We start from the raw sequence: 17,317 nt of genomic DNA on the forward strand, positions 1-17,317 counted from the left end.
AACTTAACGAATTTAATTTTCTAAAGGAAAAGAGGGTCAGTATGGATGAAAATCCAGAATTTGCAGCTATAGAACAGGCTCGGGATCTTGTTATTGACTCCATTGCTGAAACGATGGATCTTTACGGAATTACCCGCAGTGTCGGGATTTTATATGGGACCATGTATATGAGGGATGAGATGACGCTTGACGAAATGCGTGAGGAGTTGCAAATGAGCAAACCAAGCATGAGCACAGGCGTCAAAAAGCTTCAAGACTTAAATGTAGTGAAAAAAACATTTCACCGGGGCATCCGTAAGCATACATTTGTGGCTGAGAAGGATTTCTTTAAATTTTTCACAAATTTCTTTCCGCCTAAATGGGAGCGGGAGGTTCAAGTGAATGTAGCAGCGATCGAGGAAGCTCAAGCTGATTTACAAAAGGTTTTATGCAAGGAAGATCTCGATGAGGATATCAAAAATGAAGCACTGCAGTTATATGATCAGCTGGAAAGCTCTAAAGCTTACTATGACTGGCTGAAACGGCTTGCTGAATCGGTGCAGACCGGAGAAATTTTTAAATTTATACCGATCGAAACAAAGTAAAGCAGAAAACGCCTGGGAAACCAGGCGTTTTTTTGATGTAACTACTACAAATTTGAAAAATACGGGAAAAACACCCCATTTACTTCCAAAATATTTGATGGTAATTTTATGTAGGTAAAATTTGTATTTGGCCTTTCAGAGGAGGTGAAAAGCGGGCAGGCCTGTTTAATTTATCATTTTTTAGGGGGAATTTTGTTATGAAACGCAAATTATTATCTTCTTTGGCAATTAGTGCATTAAGTCTCGGGTTACTCGTTTCTGCACCTACAGCTTCTTTCGCGGCTGAATCTACATCAACTAAAGCTCATACTGAATCTACTATGAGAACACAGTCTACAGCTTCATTGTTCGCAACAATCACTGGCGCCAGCAAAACGGAATGGTCTTTCTCAGATATCGAATTGACTTACCGTCCAAACACGCTTCTCAGCCTTGGCGTTATGGAGTTTACATTGCCAAGCGGATTTACTGCAAACACGAAAGACACATTGAACGGAAATGCCTTGCGTACAACACAGATCCTCAATAACGGGAAAACAGTAAGAGTTCCTTTGGCACTTGATTTGTTAGGAGCTGGCGAATTTAAATTAAAACTGAATAACAAAACACTTCCTGCCGCAGGTACATATACTTTCCGTGCAGAGAATAAATCATTAAGCATCGGAAATAAATTTTACGCAGAAGCCAGCATTGACGTGGCTAAGCGCAGCACTCCTCCGACTCAGCCTTGCGGTTGCAACTAATGTAAAAGACCGGTTAACGCCGGTCTTTTTTGCGTTTTACCCTCCCCTTTTTCTCTAATTCCCGTTATCTTTTTTCTGGTTTAAAATTTAAATTGACAAACACTAGAAACAGGAGTAAATTCTTGAGTGTTCAATTTCATACAGTCTCTTTTACCGCTTAATCAAACACGAACGGGGGAACCAACGATTGGCTGTTTTATTAACAGCCTTGGGGTGAATCTTACTAAGTAAGAGGGGGTACTCTGAATCCCTAATCCGACAGCTAACCTCGTAGGCGTATACAGAGAGGAGGTCTATTATCGGCCATTCTTTGCAATGGTCTTTTTTGCTTCAAAAACGTTAATTCACTAAGGGAGATATGAACATTGGGAAGAATTAAAAATAAGCAATTTGCCGTGATCGGGCTGGGCCGATTTGGCGGCAGCATTTGTAAAGAACTTCATAGAATGGGGCATGAGGTCCTTGCGGTTGATATCAACGAAGAAAAGGTCAATGCATATGCTTCTTACGCCACTCATGCGGTAATTGCCAACGCCACCGAAGAAAACGAATTGCTTTCATTAGGAATACGCAATTTTGAATATGTGATTGTTGCCATCGGAGCAAATATTCAAGCGAGTACGCTGACCACCCTATTATTAAAGGAGCTTGATGTTCCAAATATTTGGGTGAAGGCTCAAAACTATTATCATCACAAGGTGCTTGAAAAAATAGGCGCTGACCGCATTATTCATCCTGAAAAAGATATGGGAGTTAAAATCGCACAAAGCCTTTCAGACGAAAATGTTTTGAATTACATTGATCTATCTGATGAATACAGTATTGTCGAGCTGCTGGCTACGCGCAAGCTTGATTCAAAATCGATTATTGACCTGAATGTAAGAGCAAAGTACGGCTGCACGATCCTGGCCATTAAACATCATGGAGATATCTGTCTTTCCCCCGCGCCTGAAGACATCATTCACGAGCAAGATTGCCTGGTGATCATGGGCCACAAAAAGGATATTAAACGTTTTGAAAACGAAGGGATGTAGACAAAAGTGACACTTCAAAGGGATAAAGTGATCAAATGGGTTCGGTTTACACCGCCTCAAGTGCTTGCCATTGGTTTTTTCCTTACCATTATCATCGGGGCTGTCCTATTAATGCTTCCGATTTCCACTACGAAGCCATTGTCATGGATAGATGCCCTTTTTACTGCGGCTTCCGCTACAACTGTTACAGGGCTTGCTGTTGTCGATACCGGTACTCAATTTACGGTATTCGGGCAAACAGTTATTATGGGGCTGATTCAGATTGGCGGGCTTGGATTTATGACATTTGCGGTCTTGATCGTCATGATATTAGGAAAAAAAATCGGCTTAAAAGAACGAATGCTCGTCCAGGAAGCCTTAAACCAGCCGACAATCGGCGGTGTCATTGGCCTTGTCAAAGTCCTGTTTCTGTTTTCGATCAGTATTGAATTGATAGCAGCACTCATTTTATCCATCCGGCTTGTACCTCAGTACGGCTGGTCATCCGGCTTGTTTGCAAGTTTGTTTCACGCAATTTCTGCTTTTAACAATGCCGGGTTTTCGCTGTGGCCTGATAATTTGATGAGCTACGTTGGCGATCCTACAGTAAACCTCGTGATTACTTTCTTATTTATCACAGGAGGGATCGGATTTACGGTTCTGTTTGATGTGATGAAAAATCGGCGTTTTAAAGCTTTTTCTTTACATACAAAGCTCATGCTTACAGGAACGCTGATGTTGAATGCGATTGCTATGCTTACGGTCTTTATTTTAGAATACAGCAACCCCGGCACGCTCGGCCACCTGCATATAGTGGATAAACTGTGGGCGTCCTATTTTCAGGCAGTGACGCCGAGAACCGCAGGCTTCAATTCTCTAGATTTTGGAAGCATGAGAGAAGGAACAATTGTATTTACTTTATTATTGATGTTTATCGGAGCAGGAAGCGCATCAACGGCGAGCGGCATTAAGCTGACTACGTTCATCGTGATTTTAACATCTGTTATTGCTTACTTGAGAGGTAAAAAAGAAACGGTTATTTTCCGCCGTTCCATCAAATATCCGATTATCATTAAAGCTTTAGCTGTGAGCGTCACCAGTTTGTTCATCGTGTTTTTAGGGATTTTTGCCCTGACGATCACAGAACAAGCGCCATTTCTTCAAATTGTGTTTGAAACCTTTTCCGCATTCGGAACTGTCGGCCTTACGATGGGGCTTACTCCTGAACTGACAACAGCTGGAAAGTGTATCATCATTGTCATCATGTTTATCGGAAGAATTGGCCCTTTAACGTTCGTGTTTTCATTCGCAAAAACAGAGCAATCAAATATCCGTTATCCTGATGGCGAAGTGTTTACAGGGTGATATCAAAAAAATCCGACGTGCAGTCGCCGGATTTTTTATGATTCAATATGAGATTGATTTTGTCTTTTTTCCTGTTCCGCGATGATTTCATTATCCTCCGCGTTATCACGGGTTACTTTTTGTGTAAGAATCGCACCAACTGCTACAAGTATCATAACAGCGATGTAATAACCTTTTTCATTGAGTTCCAGGTTATCAGCATTATAGAGTCCGATACTAAACAAAAATACTCCCGCAAAAAAAGTAAAATAAGCTAATACTGTAAAGGCAACCGTGTTTCTGCGTCTATATTTCTGCACCTTTGTTCCCTCCCGAAAGCATAGTTAAAAAGTGATAACTTCCGTGGAATATTATACCTCAAATTCCCCGTAATGGAACAAAGAATTAAAAATACCAGTAAAAAGGGCTTAGGTTGCCTCCTTTATTTCAACAGCTGAATCATCAATCCAGCCGATAAGTTTATCATTGATTTGGAATTGGTACCATACAGACTGGCCTTTCTGTTTTTTAGACACAACCTTTATGTCTTTGCCGACGTAAGATTGGGCAGAGGTAAGCCTTATGGACCGATCATCAGTAGAAGGCTTGGACCATACGTCTTGAACGGCACTGTCTTTAATAGAGGCGTTTAAATCCACAGATTTGAGGGATGGATTTACCTCATCGTACTCATCTAAATCGTATTTTTCCACAATAGCGCTGATTTTGTCAGCATAGTCAGGATCTGTAGCATATCCTGATGTTTGCAGGGCGGTTGCCGCTTCCTTATAATTCCCTGCCTCAAGCACCGGTTTATACTTCTTTTTATTCCAAGATGTGCCACGGACGAACAATTGGGCGTGATCATCCATAGATTCAAAAAACGTGCTGTATTTTCGAAACTTCGCGCGAATGGTTTTTCTTTTCCCTTTTTCAACTTCGTCCGTTTCCATCGTGACATGATGGCCTTTATAATTCCCTTTTACGCCAAAAAGGTTGTTGGCCTTAGCAGCCAGTTCACTGTTCCCCCAGTCCGATTCGAGAATGGCCTGAGCAATTGTGATGCTGGGGAGAACATGGTATTTTTCATACAAAATTTGGGCATGTCCGGACAGACTGTCTATAAATACTTGCTGTTCATCGATTTCTTCAGTTTCTTTGGATATTTCAATCGGTTTTGATAAAGTTGTCGCTAAAACAAACAGAGCTAGCGGAATCGATACAAGGAAAAATAGTGAAATCAAGAGTTTACGTTTTTTAAGTTTTTTACGGGCCATGAAAACCTTCCTTCGAATTAAAAGATTACGAATGTAAAAGAATCTACCTTTTAGAATTTTACTTGCACTTCTAATATTTTTCAATTCTTTAGGGATAAAGTTGGGAAAAGATTGCAAAATAAAAACCTTTTCGCTCAATGAAAAGGTTTTTACCATGTTTCTATTTTTGTAAATTTCTGAGTGCATTCCGATATTCCGTATCATTTATTACTTTATATGATTTGACAGTTGCCTTCGACAAACCTTGTGCTGAGACGGCCGGTTTTTCCGGAGCTGTTTTCGCTTTATCATGTGGTTTATGTGCCAGCTTGTGCCCCATTCCAGTGGCATTCATACAAAATGACAGGCAGACGAGCAGCACGCTAAGGATAAAAGAAATGAAGAAAAGATCATGATAAGCAGTCATCATAGAATCCTGTACCGAACCGCTTTGTCTGGCAGCATCTTTTTTCGTGAAAAAGCCGATGAGAATGGGAACTCCCATATAGACAAACAATCTTAAAAACTGAACAGCTGTCATTCTCTTGACCAAATCAGGCAGCGGGCCTCCCATGGCAGCTCCCATCAGCCCTGCGGCGACTGTCAGGCCTGTTCCTGCTGCAAGCATGATAAACAGTGCCGCGAACATATAAAGAGATGATCGATCCTGCATATGCAGCCATTGAAAATTCACAAAGACGAGAATGAGTCCGCCGATAATACCGAGCATCCCTGGTCCGACTTTATCATAAAACAGAGCGCTCAAAATGGCCGCGATCGCCACTCCGATTAAAAGAGTCAAGTGTAAAAGAATGAGATGCTCCTGAGAAATATCATACATTTGACGGAGCAAGCCTTGAAAAGCAGACAGGCTGACAGCTACCGTTATCGTCCCTGCAGCTATGATCAATAAGCCAAGCACCGGTTTTGGCAGCAGCATCAGTTTAATAGATATGAATGGGTTTTTCACTTTATATTCCACAATCAATAGACCAATGAGCAAACATAACGTCACCCCGAAACCAATCCATACATAACCCGATGACAGCCCCCATTTTTGCAGAAAAATGAATGAAACCGCTGAGGCTGCGGCAAGGAAAACAGATAAAAGAATTCCCGCACGATCAAGCGGCTGTTCTTGATCCGCCGCTCCGTGATGTTCGTCATGGAGAAAGAAATGGCTCACCGCGACACCGATCAGGGACGAGGTGCCAAAGATGAAAAACAGCCATCTCCAATGCCCGCAGCTTGTTGCAATGGTTCCCAGGATTGTGCCGATGATAACAGAACCATAGAATCCCCCGATCAGCACAAGCAGTGCATAATTCCTGCGTTCAATCGGGAATGACAGTACAAGCATTGGAATCATAATCATCAGCATGACACCTGTTGCCGCTCCCTGTAAAAAGCGTCCTGCCGCCATCCATGCAACATCGCTTGAACATGCGATGAGCAGTGAACCTAGTATAAAGACAGGTAATGAAGCCAGATAGAGGGGACGAGCACCGAATTTTTTCCTCAGCAGCGGTCCTGCCGGAACTAATAAGGCAAAGGCCATATTGCCGATCAATATTGGATTTACTGATGTGAAGCCACTTGTTCCAACCGCTTTCTGAACAAGGCCTTGAACTGACGACAATGCCGTGTTAGACATCAATCCCGGCCCGACCGCTAAGACGGCGAGCAAAGAAATCACCCAATAGTGTTTTGTCTTCATGTTGTCATTCCTTCCTATATGAATACATGCGAAACACATCATTTTTTGAAACCAAAAGAAGCTAATAGATTTTGCATACCATTAGCTTTCAGTCTAATATTCTCCCTTTCAGGGGAAATGATATTATTTTATTATAATTATGTGAATGAATGAGCATATAATCAAATATTATTTCAAATCGATTGTGTTTTGTCAATGGAGTAAATTTCAAGCACAACATAGAAAGCTTTTCCCCGATATTGTGTCTAGAACTGCACTTATGAATCCCTGCTCGTTCCCTCAAGCGAATTAAAGCAGGCCGTTTTAACCCTTTCAATCCACTATTCCAACTAATAAACTCGAATAAGTTGGTGATAAGACAACATTTTGGCCGCACATTTTTTTGTGTTCACTGGGCGTTTGCCGCCTCTAAATTGTATATGGGTAAATACCATGAATTAACCTATGAAATACCAATGTAAGGAAATTTTAAATATTCCGGGAGGCAAAAACGAATGGAACTGTATGAGTGTATCCAAGACATTTTTGGCGGCTTGAAAAATCCATCGGTTAAAGATTTAGCAACGTCTTTAAAACAAATTCCAAACGCAGCAAAATTGAGTCAACCGTATATTAAGGAACCAGACCAGTACGCTTACGGCCGAAATGCCATCTATCGAAATAATGAATTGGAAATTATCGTGATTAACATTCCGCCAAACAAGGAGACAACAGTCCACGATCATGGTCAATCCATTGGTTGTGCAATGGTGTTAGAAGGAAAGCTTCTTAATTCTATTTATCGCTCAGCCGGCGAACACGCAGAACTCTCCAATTCATACTTTGTCCACGAAGGAGAATGCCTTATTTCAACCAAAGGTTTAATTCACAAAATGTCTAATCCCACATCCGAACGAATGGTGTCTCTTCATGTCTACTCCCCTCCTTTGGAAGACATGACGGTCTTTGAGGAACAAAAGGAGGTATTGGAAAATTCATGATTGACAGATAAACTGCTCACTTTGACTTCGCTCAACTGGAGGATTCAGAGAATGAATCTTTTCCTCAAAACAAAAAAACCCTTATAGAATAAGGGTTTAAAGGTATGGAGCCAAGGGGGCTCGAACCCCTGACCTCTACGCTGCCAGCGTAGCGCTCTCCCAGCTGAGCTATGGCCCCGTATGTAATGTCATGTTTATTATAGATGATTTTATTTTGAAAAACAAGCTGTTTCCTCTTGAATTGACAGAAAAAATAAGGCTCGTAAAAAGAGCCTTATTTTCGACTTACATCATGATCAAAAGTAAAATCACACCGAGAATAATTCGATAGATTGCAAATGGGACAAGTTTGATTTTGTTAATCAGCCTTAAGAAGAAACGGACGACAAACAGTGCGACAACAAAGGCACAGATAAAGCCGACGATGAAAAATGGCATCAGATCCGAGCTTAAGCTGTCCCAATGCTTCACGAGGCTTAGAAAGCTGGCTCCCATCATGATCGGCATCGCCATAATAAACGTAAAGTCGGCTGCAGCTCGGTGGTTTAATCCGAGAATAACACCGCCGGAAATGGTTGAACCCGAACGCGAGAAACCCGGCCAAAGGGCAAGACATTGGAATAAGCCGACGGCTATCGCCTGTTTATAGGAAATGCGGTCGAGTGTGTCTGTCGCTGTTTTCCGTTTATTGACCCAGTCAGCAAAAAGCATGAGGATTGCCCCGGCAATTAAACCGATGGCCACAGTTTTAACGGAAAATAAATATTCATCAATGTAATCTTCAAACAAAAAGCCGAGAACAGCAGCAGGCACGAGTCCGACGGCAATTTGGGCAATGCTTAATTTATGTCCCTGCTCCTGGTCGCTTGTAATATTTTTTTTCAAGCCCAGTAAATTTAAAATTCGGTCTTTAAACACGATAGCTACTGCTAAAATGGAGCCTAGCTGAATAACCACCTTGAATGAGTTAGCAGCTTCTTCTGACATCAGATTACTTGATTTAAGCCAGATGTCGTCTACTATAATCATATGTCCTGTCGAAGAAACCGGCGCGTACTCTGTTAATCCTTCTACGATTCCTAAAATGGCGGCTACAAACAATTCCCATAGAGTCATGATTTTGATTCTCCCCATTAGACATTTATTTTTTTACATAACGGGAGCTTTCCATAAATGGAAAGCCCGTCTTATATAACTATAAACGAAAATCACACTTTATGCCCCGGCGTATTTTCATTTTTTTCTTCATCGTATAAATGTGACCGCATTTTAAACCAGTCAAATAAATGTGTCGTAATGACTTTGGCAACTGCATAGCCAGGAATGGCAAGAATGATTCCAACAACACCAAACAGCTTGCCGGCTGTTAACAGCAGAAAAATAATCGTAATCGGATGGATGTGAAGGTTTTTTCCCATAATTTGCGGAGAGATCAGCTTCCCTTCAATCAGCTGAACAATCGTCCAAACGATCACCAGCTTAAGCAGCATGAGCGGCGATGTCACTATGGCAATGATAATCGCAGGCGTAATGGCAATCGTTGGCCCTAAATATGGAACGATGCTTGTGCAAGCCGCAATGACTGCAAGCAATGAAGCATAATCCAGCCCGATAATCAAATAACCGATAAACAGCAAAAACCCGATACAGAAGCTGACAATGATCTGGCCTCTGATATAAGAGCTTAACCGATGATTCATTTCGCTTAAGACTGTGTATGTCTGTTCTTTCAATTGCGTCGGAACAAACTTCAGTATGTAGACCGGCAATTTTTTTCCGTCCTTTAACAAATAGAAAAGGATAAACGGAACCGTAACGATTGAAATGATAATCTCAGTCAGGGCGCCGATAAAATTCCCAACGCCGGTAAAGGTACTGTTCACAATTGTCGCTGCCTGATCTGAAACCTTTGTTGCGAGATCAGATATATTGATGTTCGTCGTTTGCTGGGCCTGATTGACGAAGTTGCTGCCGATCAGCTGTTTCGTCTGATTTTCAACGATATCCACATATCTTGGGATGTTGTCGATTAAACTCATAATTTGTTCTTTTAAGAAGGGAATGATCGACACGATTGTGATCGTGATCAGCCCGATAACCAATAGATATAGCAGCAATATAGAATAGATTCTTCTTATTCTTCTTCTCTCAAGGAAATCGACGACCGGGTTTAACAGATAAAAAACAATGCCTGTCAAAATAATCGGAAGTGATATCGTTTTGAGCAAAACAATAATCGGGGTGAAAATAAATGATGTTTTTGTAAATACTAGAATATTTAAACCAATCAGCAGCAGCACAAGCAAAAATAAAACAAACTTATTGTCCAAGAAGAATCGCTTGAATCTGCCGCTCCATGTTTGCAACGTCTCCACTATCGTTCCTCCGTCATACATAGTTTAATTAAATTGTACACTATCGTCCCTATAATGAAAAATAAAAACCGTTAATTGCTGGAAAAGCTTTCACGGTTTTAACATTCTATTTATATCTATCATGTGATTTTGTTCTTTTTAAGCTATAATTTAGCTATATCATGCAAAAGGAGCGATACGAGTGATACGTTTTGCAATAATAGGAACCAACTGGATTACAGACCGCTTTCTTGAGTCAGCAGCGGATATCGAAGATTTTCAGCTGACTGCTGTTTATTCAAGATCGGCTGAACGCGCTGGCGAGTTTGCTGCTAAACACAACGCTGCGCATGCCTTCTCAGACCTTCAGGAAATGGCGGCGAGCGATTGCTTTGATGCCGTATACATAGCGAGCCCGAACGCTCTTCACAAGGAACAAGCCGTTCTCTTTATGAACCATGGCAAGCATGTGCTTTGTGAGAAGCCGTTTGCTTCGAATACAAAAGAAACAGAAGAGATGATCTCAGCGGCTAAGGCAAACGGCGTTGTTCTCATGGAAGCAATGAAGACCACTTTCCTGCCGAATTTCAAAGAGCTGAAAAAACACCTGCATAAAATCGGCACTGTCCGCAGATTTACCGCAAGCTACTGCCAGTATTCCTCACGGTATGACGCGTTCAGAGGCGGAACTGTTTTGAATGCGTTTCAGCCTGAGCTTTCCAATGGGTCATTAATGGATATTGGCGTCTATTGTATTTATCCGGCTGTTGTGTTGTTTGGCGCGCCAAAGGATGTAAAAGCAAACGGATATGCTTTATCTTCCGGAGTGGATGGAGAAGGAACTGTCATTCTGTCTTACGATGGGTTCGAAGCCGTTCTGATGCATTCCAAAATCTCTACTTCCTATGCCCCAGCGGAAATCCAGGGTGAAGACGGGACGATTGTAATCGATACGATTCACCGGCCTGAACGTGTTGAAATCCGCTACCGGGACGGCCGCCTTGAAAACATCGCGATCCCTGATCCTAAACCAGCGATGTTCTATGAAGCAGAAGAATTTGTCTCGCTCATAAAAGAGAATAAGCTGGAATCTGAAGAAAATACATTTGAACGGTCTTTGACCACCGCAAAAATTATGGAAGAAGCAAGAAAGCAAATGGGGATTGTATACCCTGCTGATCAAGCTTAAAAAAATCCGCCCGCGTGCAAATGCCGCGGCGGATTTTTTATTAGGCAATCGGAGAAGATGCCTTCCTTTTTAAAAGCACCTGTTGTTCATATTCTTTGATGTCATGAAGCCATGCCTCTTTTACCGGAACACCCATTTGCTCACAGTAGGAATCCCAGATGGCTCCGAAAGGATATGTTTTAAATTCCTCCATCAGGGCCAGCCTTTCTGTATAGCGGCCCTCTTCCTGCAATTGTTTTAAATATCCGTTCGGGAGAAGCAGGGCATACAATAAAGCTTTGATCATATTTCTCGTTCCGATGGTCCAGGCGGCTACACGGTTAATGCTGGCATCGAAAAAATCCAGACCGATGGCGACCTTCTCAAGAGCATGATTTCGTACAATTTCAAGAGCGATTTCTCTCAATTCATCATCCAAAACCACTACATGGTCGCTATCCCAACGAACAGGCCGCGATACGTGCAAGGCAAGCTTGTCTGTGTAAAGCAGCATGGACGAGATTTTGTTTGATACCGTCTCAGTCGGATGGAAATGGCCTGTATCAAGTAAACAAAGCTTATGATTCGTCAAAGCATAAGCTAAATAAAATTCATGAGATCCGACAACATATGATTCGGAGCCAAGCCCGAACAGCTTGCTCTCGATTGAATCAAGATTGTGTTGTTCACTGATCTCCTCTGCGAAGATCCGATCCAGTGATTCTTTTAGTCTTTTACGCGGTGTCAGCCTATCACTCGGGATATCCTTATAGCCGTCGGGAATCCAAATATTCGTCAAGCAAGGTGTTCCTAATTCTTTCCCGAAGTATTCCCCGATACGGCGGCAAGCGATGCAATGCCTGATCCAAAATTCTCTGATATCCGGATCAGGGTGTGAAAGGGTGAGTCCGTCAGCCGCTTTCTCATGCGAAAACAAGGTTGGATTAAAATCTAAACCGAGACCAAGGTTTTTTGCCCATTTCACCCAGTTTTCAAAATGCTGCGGCTTCAATTCGTCACGTTCTACCGCTTCCCTGTTTGTTTCTGCGTATATCGCATGCAGGTTTACGCGGTGCTTTCCAGGAATGAGAGAAAGAGCCTTCTCCAAATCTCTTCTTAATTCTTCAGGAGTTTGCGCTTTTCCGGGATAATTGCCAGTCACGTCAATTCCGCCTGAAAGCTCGCCCTTATTTACTTCAAAGCCTTCAATGTCGTCACCCTGCCAGCAATGGATCGAAATGGGCACTTGCTCTAATTGCCGAAGCGCCTCTTCAACATCAATTCCCCATTTTTCATATGCCTGTTTTGCACTGTCATAATTGGCTTTTATGGTCATGCGGCTCTCTCCCTTTATCAGTTTTTTAATCCAAATAAAAAACTTCCTTTAGATCTATCGAAACAGGACTGAAATCCGAATTTGTTTTCATTAATGGCGCCATCGATTTCCACCATCTTCGGCAAACTTCCGTGTCCGCCATCTTTCTCCATTTCTCTTCATCCTCTATTTCTAAATATGCAAAAAGCCTGCCTGTTTCCTCGTCTAGAAAAATGGAATAATGGTGTGCTCCATGAGCTTTGAGTGCTTCTGCCATCTCAGGCCAAATGTCATCATGCCGCTGTTTGTATTCTTCGTACTTGTCTTGATGGACAAACATGATACTGGCTTTTCTTTTCAAACCTTTTCACCTCTTCATCATTTAGATAGCGCTTTCAAAACAGTTTGCTGAAATGACTGAATGATCGTGCTTCTGTCAATGTCTTTAGGTGTAAACACTTTGATCGGAAAGGAATTTCTGACGACTTGCCGGGCTTCTTTTATGTCTTTGACTTCTTTGGCAGCAATCATTTGCATCAAAAGATTTCCGGTGGCAGTTGCCTCTATCGGCCCTGCATATACCGCTTTTCCACTCATGTCTGCCGTTAATTGATTTAAGAAATCATTCCGGGCTCCGCCGCCGATGATATGAAATTGCTCGATCGGTTTTTCTGTGATTGTTTCGAGCTCTTTGATGGCTATCGCATAGATGATGGCTAAATTGCTGTAGATGCAGCAGGCAAGTTCGCCTGCAGTGCGAGGAGTCTTTTGGCGGGTTTGTCTGCAATAATGTTGTATTTCCTTTATCATGTTTTCTGGATTCAGGAAACGTTTATCATTTAAGTTTATAAATTGCTGGAATGGTTCTGTTTTTTTGGCTTCTTCTGCAAGCTGCTGGAAAGAGTAATCTGCTTGTAACTGTTGTCTGACTTCTTGTATCACCCACATGCCGATAATGTTTTTGAGAAAGCGAATGGTGTTGTTTGCGCCGCGTTCATTTGTATAGTTGTTTTCTAAAGCAAGATCAGTTATTATCGGTGTTTTGTTTTCAACCCCGATTAACGACCATGTTCCGCTGCTGATATACGCCCAGCCATCATTTATTCCTGGCGCTGCAATGACGGCCGAGGCCGTATCATGTGTTGCGACTGTCATCACCTTGCACGCCGGGAGATCATAATCCGGGAACCACTCATTTCTTAGCTTCCCGAGTTCACACCCCGGTTCAGTCAGCGGGGCAAATTGCTGTTCCTGAACGGACACGGCTTCAAGCAATTCAGGATCAAGATTTCCCGTTGAGGCGTTTAAAAGCTGTGTTGTGGACGCATTTGTGATTTCCGTTACAGCTTTTCCGGTTAAACAATAGCCTAAATAATCAGGAATCATCATAATTTTGTCTGTCTTTATCAGCAGCTCACGGTCTTCCTCATACAATTGATAGATCGTGTTGAAAGGCTGAAATTGTATTCCTGTTTTTTGATAAATTGCGGCTTTTGAGAGGGTATGTTCCAGTTTGTCTATTGTGTGATCTGTTCTTCTATCACGGTAGGAGATTGCTTCCCGCAACCGATCGCCTTTTTCGTCCAGTAAGACATAATCAACTGCCCATGTATCAATGCCTACGGTGCAGTGTTCATACCCAAGCGTCTTTACTTTTTGCAGTCCTTGCAGGATTTGTTTTAGCAAATGATCAATATCCCAAAAGCAATGCCCGTCTCTTTGACTGAAACCGTTAGCGAACCTGTGAATCTCTTGTATGTCAAGCTTCCCTTCATTCAGTTCACCTACCATGATTCTCCCGCTTGATGCGCCTATATCAATGGCAGTATAAATCATCCTTTCACCCTCTCTTCGAAAGAGGAACAGCTGTCACCTTCACCTTTTTGTCCTCAAGAGCTTTTACCGATGCCGGATCAAGTCCAGAATCCGTAATAAGGCGGCTGACATCTTGCAGCGAGGCAATATGTGAAAACTCGCGGTTCCCCCATTTGCTTGAATCGGCCATCAAAATGGTCTGGTCCGACCTTTCGATCATCCGTTTTTTGAGCAGCGCCTGCCACTCATTTGAATCACTCATCCCGTTGTGTACGTCAAATCCCTTACATGACAGAAAGGTTTTATTGACATGATAGGTCTCAAGTGAACGCTCTGCTAACGGGCCGGCAAACGATAATGATTTTTCCAGCAAAATGCCGCCTGTTGAAATGACTGATATGTTTTCTTTATTGCTGAGTTCAATAGCTGCTTTCATTGAGTTTGTAATCACGGTGAGCTCAATGTCAGGGAGTATTTTCGCCATGTACCAGGCAGTTGTGCTTGCATCGAGAATAATTCGGTCTCCGCTTTTTACATATTTGGCCGCTTCGTGAGCGATGGCTTTTTTTTCGATGACATTCGTGATTTCCCGTTCAGAAAAATGAATTTCTGATTCCTTCTGCTGAATACTGACCGCTCCTCCGTGGCTCCGGCTCAGTTTATGTTCTTTTTCAAGCTTTTCAAGATCACGCCGAATGGTTTCCTCTGTGACTGAAAATATGTCACTTAATTCGGAAACGCGGATGCTTGAACGCATATTTACTATTTCCACTATTTTTTGCTGCCGTTCTGCTACTAGCATCGGTAACGCCCTTCCTCATATCGTAGTCCGTCTTTTATTTTTTATCATAGCATATTTCTAACGCGTAAAAGCAGCAGGGACGCCGCCGTCTACCGTGATCATGCAGCCCGTTGTTTTTTCGGCTTTAGAAGAAGCGAAGAATGCAATGGCTTCGGCAATATCCTCCGGGTAAATATTGACGAGCAATGCTGTCCGTTTCCGGTAATGTTCCTCCAGCTGATCTGGTTCAATCCCGTACGCCGCGGCTCGTTCCTCCCGCCAGCTTGAACCCCAGATTGCCGATCCTTGAAGAACTGCATCAGGCAAAACGGAGTTGACCCTAATGCCGAATTCTCCGCCTTCTGCTGCGATGCATCTTGCTAAATGGGTTTCAAGCGCCTTAACAGAGCTGTAGGCAGAGGCGTTTTTTCCCGCATAAACCGAATTTTTCGATCCGACAAATACCATGCTTCCGCCTCTATTTTGGTTTTTCATCTGTTTAAACGCTTCACGGGCTACAAGGAAATAGCCTGTTCCTAAAACATTCATATTAAGATTCCATTCTTTTAGACTTGTTTCGTCAAATGGGCTTGATGTGGCCAGCCCGGCATTATTGACGACGGTATCAATGCCGCCGTAAGCAAGCGCCGCTCGTTCAAAAGCTGATTGTACGTCTTCCTCCTTTGTCACATCCATTTTGACAGCCATTGCCCGTCCTTCTCCGTATGCATCGTTTATTTCCCCGGCAATTTTCTGTGCACCTTCTATATTCAGATCAGCTACGATCACGTGCCCTCCCTCAGCTGCAAATCGGCGGCATGCTGCACTGCCGATTCCGCCGGCTCCTCCAGTTATCAACGCTACTTTTCGGGAAAATTCTGCTTCCGGCGGGGCCAGCGTGAGTTTATATAGTTCGAGCGGCCAATATTCGACATGGTAGGATTCATTTTCATGTAAAGAAACAAATTGCCCCAGAGCGGTTGCTCCTTTCATCACGGCGATGGCCCTCCGATATAAAGCCCCGCTTACTTTAGACATGGCATAACTTTTTCCTGTATTCACCATTCCGATTCCCGGAATCAATATCACCCGTGGGGAGGATTCAAAGATTTGATCCCCATCCTGCTGATTTCGTGTAAAGTAAGCCTGATACTCTGATGTAAAGGTCTCGACTCCTGACTTGATCAGATCTGCAAGCTTGTGCACATCTTGAGTTTCCGGATTCCAATCAATGTACAGCGGAACCCGTTTTGTGTGAACAAGGTGATCCGGGCATGCCGCACCGATTTGCGAAAGTGCTGGCGCTTGGACACTGTTTACAAATTCCAAGACATCGTCATGATCATCATAGGAAAGGATCATTTTCTTTTCTTCACTTACTGCTCCTCTGATCACAGGCATGATGCCTGCCAAGATTTGTTTTCTTTTATCCTCCGGCAGCGGCTGATACCTTTTGCCTCCGAATACCTCATGCTGATTGATACGATCGTTAACATACTGCTCGGCTTCTTGAATGATGGATATCGTTTTTTGATAACATGTTTCAGACGTCTCTCCCCAAGTGACTAAGCCGTGTTTCTCCATTAATATAAGCTCGGCGTGGGGATTGTTTGCTACGCCTTCAGCGATCATTTTAGACAAAGTAAATCCAGGACGGACGTATGGCACCCATACAAACCGATTTCCGTAAATGTCTTCAGCGATTTGTTTTCCATTATCCGCACAGCATATGCTGATAATCGCATCTGGATGGGTATGGTCAACATGTTTGTATGGCAGAAAAGCGTGTAATAGCGTTTCAATTGAAGGGCGGGGATGTTTGCTGTCTATCATACAATGAGACAGGTAGTCTACCATTTCTTCATCTGGCATTTGGTCCCTTTTAATCAGCGGGCGGATATCATCTAATTTCAAACCGGTAAAGTTATGCGCTTTCATTGTTGCCAAATCCGAACCGCTTCCTTTTACCCACATGACTTCTATTTCACGGCCTCTAAAATCCTTTTCCGTTGTTTTCATAGATGTATTCCCCCCGCCCCAGTTGCAGACAGTGCGGTCTGACCCGATCAGATTGGACCTGTACACCAATTCCTCTACACCTTTAGGCAGCCGTGCAGCTCGCTCTGAATCCCATATATGTTTCGCCATATTTGATATTCCTCCATCCCCTTTTATTTGTATCCGTTTTCATTATATATGATTTCTGTTTGTTTTTGAATTGTTTTTGTTTATTTTTGCTTTTAACAA

The 17,317-nt window shown here is 42.7% G+C and carries 16 protein-coding genes, 1 tRNA gene and 1 riboswitch; of the genes, 6 read left to right on the forward strand and 11 right to left on the reverse strand.

Features of this window, described 5'->3' with window-relative positions:
• Positions 1–41: 41 nt before the first annotated feature.
• From gbsR to ktrB, 4 genes are all read left to right on the forward strand, one after another.
• Positions 42–584, forward strand: coding sequence for a transcriptional regulator GbsR (gene gbsR, locus NST79_RS16190; protein WP_014480661.1), 543 nt, complete (start codon positions 42–44; stop codon positions 582–584).
• Between the two features lie 197 nt (positions 585–781).
• Positions 782–1,327: a biofilm surface layer hydrophobin BslA gene (gene bslA / locus NST79_RS16195; protein ID WP_003243556.1), complete on the forward strand. Its 546-nt coding sequence runs from the start codon at positions 782–784 to the stop codon at positions 1,325–1,327.
• Between the two features lie 144 nt (positions 1,328–1,471).
• Positions 1,472–1,620, forward strand: a riboswitch (cyclic di-AMP (ydaO/yuaA leader).
• 72 nt (positions 1,621–1,692) lie between these two features.
• Positions 1,693–2,361, forward strand: coding sequence for a potassium uptake protein KtrA (gene ktrA / locus NST79_RS16200; RefSeq protein ID WP_029318513.1), 669 nt, complete (start codon positions 1,693–1,695; stop codon positions 2,359–2,361).
• Positions 2,362–2,367: 6 nt separating this feature from the next.
• Positions 2,368–3,705, forward strand: a complete 1,338-nt coding sequence (ktrB, locus tag NST79_RS16205; protein ID WP_080529717.1) for a Ktr system potassium transporter KtrB — start codon at positions 2,368–2,370, stop codon at positions 3,703–3,705.
• Positions 3,706–3,740: 35 nt separating this feature from the next.
• Here ktrB and NST79_RS16210 read toward each other — a convergent pair whose 3' ends face one another.
• The 3 genes from NST79_RS16210 to NST79_RS16220 form a co-directional block, all read right to left on the reverse strand.
• Positions 3,741–4,004, reverse strand: coding sequence for a YiaA/YiaB family protein (locus NST79_RS16210; RefSeq protein WP_003222348.1), 264 nt, complete (start codon positions 4,002–4,004; stop codon positions 3,741–3,743).
• 108 nt (positions 4,005–4,112) lie between these two features.
• A complete protein-coding gene (gene lytG / locus NST79_RS16215) occupies positions 4,113–4,961 on the reverse strand; it encodes an exo-glucosaminidase LytG (protein WP_003228938.1) in 849 nt (282 codons plus the stop codon).
• A gap of 160 nt (positions 4,962–5,121) precedes the next feature.
• The gene (locus NST79_RS16220) at positions 5,122–6,657 is read right to left on the reverse strand and encodes an MFS transporter (RefSeq protein ID WP_212059025.1); all 1,536 of its coding nucleotides are present in this window, start codon (positions 6,655–6,657) and stop codon (positions 5,122–5,124) included.
• A gap of 494 nt (positions 6,658–7,151) precedes the next feature.
• On the opposite strand from NST79_RS16220, the gene cdoA reads away from it, so the two are divergent.
• Entirely contained in the window at positions 7,152–7,637 is a 486-nt protein-coding gene (cdoA, locus tag NST79_RS16225) for a cysteine dioxygenase (RefSeq protein WP_015251362.1), read from the forward strand.
• A 105-nt stretch (positions 7,638–7,742) separates the two neighbouring features.
• On the opposite strand, the gene NST79_RS16230 is transcribed toward cdoA, so the two are convergent.
• From NST79_RS16230 to NST79_RS16240, 3 genes are all read right to left on the reverse strand, one after another.
• Positions 7,743–7,815, reverse strand: a tRNA-Ala gene (locus tag NST79_RS16230).
• A gap of 107 nt (positions 7,816–7,922) precedes the next feature.
• Entirely contained in the window at positions 7,923–8,753 is an 831-nt protein-coding gene (locus NST79_RS16235) for an undecaprenyl-diphosphate phosphatase (protein WP_014477785.1), read from the reverse strand.
• 92 nt (positions 8,754–8,845) lie between these two features.
• A complete protein-coding gene (locus NST79_RS16240) occupies positions 8,846–10,012 on the reverse strand; it encodes an AI-2E family transporter (protein ID WP_014480665.1) in 1,167 nt (388 codons plus the stop codon).
• A gap of 181 nt (positions 10,013–10,193) precedes the next feature.
• Between NST79_RS16240 and iolU the strand changes: the two genes are divergently transcribed.
• Positions 10,194–11,180: a scyllo-inositol 2-dehydrogenase gene (gene iolU, locus NST79_RS16245; protein ID WP_212059024.1), complete on the forward strand. Its 987-nt coding sequence runs from the start codon at positions 10,194–10,196 to the stop codon at positions 11,178–11,180.
• Positions 11,181–11,220: 40 nt separating this feature from the next.
• Here iolU and rhaA read toward each other — a convergent pair whose 3' ends face one another.
• Genes rhaA through NST79_RS16270 form a run of 5 tightly spaced genes read right to left on the reverse strand, consistent with a single transcriptional unit; the run spans position 11,221 to position 17,218 of the window.
• Positions 11,221–12,495, reverse strand: coding sequence for an L-rhamnose isomerase (gene rhaA, locus NST79_RS16250; RefSeq protein WP_212059021.1), 1,275 nt, complete (start codon positions 12,493–12,495; stop codon positions 11,221–11,223).
• A gap of 25 nt (positions 12,496–12,520) precedes the next feature.
• Positions 12,521–12,835 (reverse strand): L-rhamnose mutarotase, encoded by a 315-nt coding sequence (gene rhaM, locus NST79_RS16255; RefSeq protein ID WP_014480666.1) that lies wholly within the window; start codon positions 12,833–12,835, stop codon positions 12,521–12,523.
• A gap of 17 nt (positions 12,836–12,852) precedes the next feature.
• Positions 12,853–14,310, reverse strand: coding sequence for a rhamnulokinase (gene rhaB / locus NST79_RS16260; RefSeq protein WP_003228920.1), 1,458 nt, complete (start codon positions 14,308–14,310; stop codon positions 12,853–12,855).
• Positions 14,311–14,314: 4 nt separating this feature from the next.
• Complete coding sequence (gene rhaR, locus NST79_RS16265) at positions 14,315–15,091, reverse strand: rhamnose catabolism operon transcriptional regulator RhaR (protein ID WP_009968057.1); 777 nt, start codon at positions 15,089–15,091, stop codon at positions 14,315–14,317.
• Between the two features lie 57 nt (positions 15,092–15,148).
• Positions 15,149–17,218: a bifunctional aldolase/short-chain dehydrogenase gene (locus tag NST79_RS16270; RefSeq protein ID WP_212059019.1), complete on the reverse strand. Its 2,070-nt coding sequence runs from the start codon at positions 17,216–17,218 to the stop codon at positions 15,149–15,151.
• Positions 17,219–17,317: the final 99 nt, after the last annotated feature.

It is taken from the genome of Bacillus sp. PS196 (genome assembly GCF_037963555.1).
Taxonomy (GTDB): Bacteria; Bacillota; Bacilli; order Bacillales; family Bacillaceae; genus Bacillus; species Bacillus subtilis.

What these genes read in the sequence shown, in the direction of transcription:
- gbsR (WP_014480661.1), top strand. Translation starts at nt 42, where the DNA reads ATGGATGAAAATCCAGAATTTGCAGCTATAGAACAGGCTCGGGATCTT.
- bslA (WP_003243556.1), top strand. Translation starts at nt 782, where the DNA reads ATGAAACGCAAATTATTATCTTCTTTGGCAATTAGTGCATTAAGTCTC.
- lytG (WP_003228938.1), bottom strand. Translation starts at nt 4,961, where the DNA reads ATGGCCCGTAAAAAACTTAAAAAACGTAAACTCTTGATTTCACTATTT.
- NST79_RS16220 (WP_212059025.1), bottom strand. Translation starts at nt 6,657, where the DNA reads ATGAAGACAAAACACTATTGGGTGATTTCTTTGCTCGCCGTCTTAGCG.
- cdoA (WP_015251362.1), top strand. Translation starts at nt 7,152, where the DNA reads ATGGAACTGTATGAGTGTATCCAAGACATTTTTGGCGGCTTGAAAAAT.
- NST79_RS16235 (WP_014477785.1), bottom strand. Translation starts at nt 8,753, where the DNA reads ATGACTCTATGGGAATTGTTTGTAGCCGCCATTTTAGGAATCGTAGAA.
- rhaA (WP_212059021.1), bottom strand. Translation starts at nt 12,495, where the DNA reads ATGACCATAAAAGCCAATTATGACAGTGCAAAACAGGCATATGAAAAA.
- rhaB (WP_003228920.1), bottom strand. Translation starts at nt 14,310, where the DNA reads ATGATTTATACTGCCATTGATATAGGCGCATCAAGCGGGAGAATCATG.
- rhaR (WP_009968057.1), bottom strand. Translation starts at nt 15,091, where the DNA reads ATGCTAGTAGCAGAACGGCAGCAAAAAATAGTGGAAATAGTAAATATG.
- NST79_RS16270 (WP_212059019.1), bottom strand. Translation starts at nt 17,218, where the DNA reads ATGGCGAAACATATATGGGATTCAGAGCGAGCTGCACGGCTGCCTAAA.